Here is a 3098-nt window from a genome sequence, read left to right as displayed (position 1 = left end):
AGTTTCTTGATGTTACAAAATCAAATTTGTTTTTTGCAAAAGGGGTTATTTTAGTTGAAGGTTGGTCAGAAGAAATAATTATTCCTACCTTAGCTAAGGAAATTGGATATGATTTAACTGAAAACGAAGTTTCAGTTATTAATGTTGGCAATGTAGGTTTTGATCATTATTATAAAATATTTTTGCGAAAAGATAATCCTGATGCCATGAATGTTAGAGTATCGGTTGTAAATGATGTTGACGTTACAACATATACAAAAGATAATATGGAGAAAAAGGATGAGGAATTTTATCAAAGAAAATGTAAAGAAGAAATCACTAAAAAGAAGAATAAAATTAAATATCTTGGAAAAAGCAGTGTAGAAAAACCACAAACAATTGTAAAACCATTCATTTCATCTGGATGGACTTTGGAATGGTGTTTTTATGAATCTGATTTTTTGAACAGAATTTTTGTAAAATCTACAAAGCAAGTTCATCCTCAAATTTTCGATACTGAAGATTATGAAGAGGAATTAGCAATTAGATTGTTAGATTCTAATTCAAGTTTTAATAAAACAAAAATTGCTTACCAAATAGAAGAGTCACTTAGAAATGAAAGTGTTTTAAAAGGAATTAATCTAAATGAAGAAGATACATACCAGGATGATACTATATCATATTTAATTGGGGCGATAAAATATGCCTGTGGAGATTAATATAACTGATAAAGATATTGAATATGCTGAGTCAATATTATTAAATGAAGATGAATCATTTAAAGATGATAACGATGAGAGAATTAGCTGTATTAAAAACCTTGAAACAATAGACCTACATGCGGTTCCGGGAAGTGGTAAAACAACAGTATTATTAGCTAAACTATTAATTTTAGAAAGAAAATTACCATTTAAAGATGGTTCAGGTATTTTGGTGATTTCTCATACCAATGCTGCAGTTGATGAGATAAAAAATGAAATAGAAGAATATTGTCCGAAGTTATTTTCTTATCCGAATTTTGTTGGAACCATTCAAAGCTTTGTTAATCAATATTTAGCTAAACCATATTTTAAATAGGCTACTAATAATAAAATATTAAGAATTGATAATGAAATTTATAATGAAAATATAAATAATTTTAGATTCTATCATTTTAAAGATTTTGATAATAAAATAGAGAAAATTGGAGGAGATAAGCTATGAATTTTGGTTTTGAATGCTATTCTTGTATTTTAAGACAGAGTTATGAAGCAGCTGCAATGGCTGCAGATAAAGATGAGGTGATCAGGTAGATATTGTCTGAAATATCCTCTGAATTAGCTAAACTAGATCCGACTATTACTCCACCAGAATTAATTGTCATTGTTCATCAGATAATAAAGAAAAAACAGGGGTAGAAGATCCTATGAGAAGATTAAAGCTAAAAATATGAAAACTTCTTTAGAGATTTATCCTAAGGTTGAGAAAATTGTCAGTAATTCAGATGATCCACTTTTAGTTTCTTTATTTATGGCAGCAGTTGGTAATTCTATTGATACAGCTGTTGGTTTGGAAGCTGATATTGTTAAAATATATAAAAATTTCTGCAGATAGGACTTAATTATTCTGTTTATGGGCTTTTAAACTAAGAGCTTGATAAGTCAGATAATGTTCTGATAATTGCAGACAATACTGGTGAGGCTGTATTTGATAGATTATTATTTAAAGAGCTAAATAAACTGGATATGAAGATAACTTAAGCATTAAGAAGTAAAGCTGTGTTAAATGACATAACAATTAAAGATACAAAAAAGTTAAACATTGATTCAATGGCAAAAGTAATTGATATTGGTACCTTTACTCCAGGTTTTATTTTAAGTCATACCAATGATAATTTTAAAAATATTTATTACAATTTTGACCTCATTATCAGCAAGAGCCAGGGTAATCTGGAAGGCCTTAGCACTGCAGAAGAAAATATTTTCTTTCTTTTGAAAGCCAAGTGTAAATTTATAGTCTATTTTAAAGAATAGTATAGAAAAAGCAGATTTAGTGTTGATTAAGAGTGATAAAATATGTAGTAGTTCATAATAAAGTGCTGTCATAGCTTTCTGAAATATTTTAAGCAGCTAGCAGGAATTTTAGTTTAAAAATAGAAATTAAGTATAATAAATATAAAAAAGGAGTTGTTAATATGGAAAAAAATAATTGGAAAAGTAAAATGTTACCAGGTTGTCCAGGGAATTTTGGTAGTTTCAAAAACTATTTAATAGAAGGAAATAAAAAAGTTTTTGTAGGTTTTGATGGAATGACTCAATCTATTGAAGTATGGAAAGGTACTTTTGAAGAAGATATTAGTTTATATTTTGAAAAGGAAGGTCAGGATCTTACTAACTATGGATTAAGTTTTTTCGATTGTGATAAATCAACAGTAAAAAAGAGACTTCAGGAAAAGTTATCAAAAATTGGTTTTAATGATGATCAAATTAATGATATATATCAGGAGTTTGTTGATTCTTTTTATAATTAATATAGTAATTTTAAAAAAACATTTAAATATAAATTTTTTTATCTAGTAAATAAAATATTTAAATTTATAATTTCAATAGTGTTTCTGTCAATTTAATTTGACCCTTTTAATAATTGAAAACTGACCTGGGTAAGCGAAAAATAATAATAATTTTATTGACCCAGCCATTCTTCGGTTTCTTTCATTCGATAAGAAGTACCATTCATATTAATTACATATGATTTGTGGGCCAAACTATCTACCATAGCTGTAGTTAATGCCGGATCATTAAACACCTCATTCCATCTTTCAAAAGAAAGATTGGAAGTTATTATAGTAGACTTTCTTTCTGCTCCTAAAGAAAGGAAGGAGAAAAAAAGCTCGTTTCCTGTCTGGTCAAAAGAGATGTAGCCTTATTCATCTAAGATTATTAAATCATATTTTTGGAATTTAGATTCAAAATTAGTTAATCGTCTTTCACTCTGAGTTTCTTTTAACTGGTTGATAAATTGTGACACTGTAGCGAAAAAGACTTTGTAACCTTTGTTACAGGTTGGATTGTCAACCCTTTTTACAACAATTTTTTATCGAACATTAAATATCTATATTCAACAGGTGTTAGGTAATCTAA

4 protein-coding genes and 2 pseudogenes are annotated in these 3098 nt (G+C 27.7%); 5 read left to right on the top strand and 1 reads right to left on the bottom strand.

Annotated features, from left to right (window positions below):
- The 5 genes and pseudogenes from LJ207_RS12160 to LJ207_RS12140 all read left to right on the top strand — a co-directional run.
- Window positions 1-698: ATP-dependent endonuclease (locus tag LJ207_RS12160; RefSeq protein ID WP_229346764.1), on the top strand; the 698-nt coding region annotated here is incomplete at its 5' end.
- On the top strand, window positions 682-1056 hold the full coding sequence (locus tag LJ207_RS12155; protein ID WP_229346763.1) for a UvrD-helicase domain-containing protein: 375 nt from the start codon (window positions 682-684) through the stop codon (window positions 1054-1056). The genes LJ207_RS12160 and LJ207_RS12155, both read left to right, overlap by 17 nt.
- A 351-nt stretch (window positions 1057-1407) precedes the next feature.
- Window positions 1408-1572 (top strand): hypothetical protein, encoded by a 165-nt coding sequence (locus LJ207_RS12150; RefSeq protein WP_229346762.1) that lies wholly within the window; start codon window positions 1408-1410, stop codon window positions 1570-1572.
- Window positions 1573-1625: 53 nt separating this feature from the next.
- A pseudogene (locus LJ207_RS12145) lies at window positions 1626-1991 on the top strand (ARMT1-like domain-containing protein); the annotation flags it as partial.
- A 161-nt stretch (window positions 1992-2152) separates the two neighbouring features.
- Window positions 2153-2488: a hypothetical protein gene (locus LJ207_RS12140; RefSeq protein ID WP_229346761.1), complete on the top strand. Its 336-nt coding sequence runs from the start codon at window positions 2153-2155 to the stop codon at window positions 2486-2488.
- A 152-nt stretch (window positions 2489-2640) separates the two neighbouring features.
- Here LJ207_RS12140 and LJ207_RS12135 read toward each other — a convergent pair.
- Window positions 2641-3018 (bottom strand): annotated as a pseudogene (locus LJ207_RS12135) (ATP-binding protein); the annotation flags it as partial.
- Window positions 3019-3098 lie beyond the last annotated feature (80 nt).

The organism is Halanaerobium polyolivorans (assembly GCF_020711195.1).
Lineage (GTDB): Bacteria > Bacillota > Halanaerobiia > Halanaerobiales > Halanaerobiaceae > Halanaerobium > Halanaerobium polyolivorans.
This window is presented reverse-complemented; position numbering and strand designations above follow the sequence as displayed.

Coding starts and splice junctions, on each gene's coding strand:
- LJ207_RS12155 (WP_229346763.1), top strand. CDS start 682: ATGCCTGTGGAGATTAATATAACTGATAAAGATATTGAATATGCTGAG.
- LJ207_RS12150 (WP_229346762.1), top strand. CDS start 1,408: ATGAAAACTTCTTTAGAGATTTATCCTAAGGTTGAGAAAATTGTCAGT.
- LJ207_RS12140 (WP_229346761.1), top strand. CDS start 2,153: ATGGAAAAAAATAATTGGAAAAGTAAAATGTTACCAGGTTGTCCAGGG.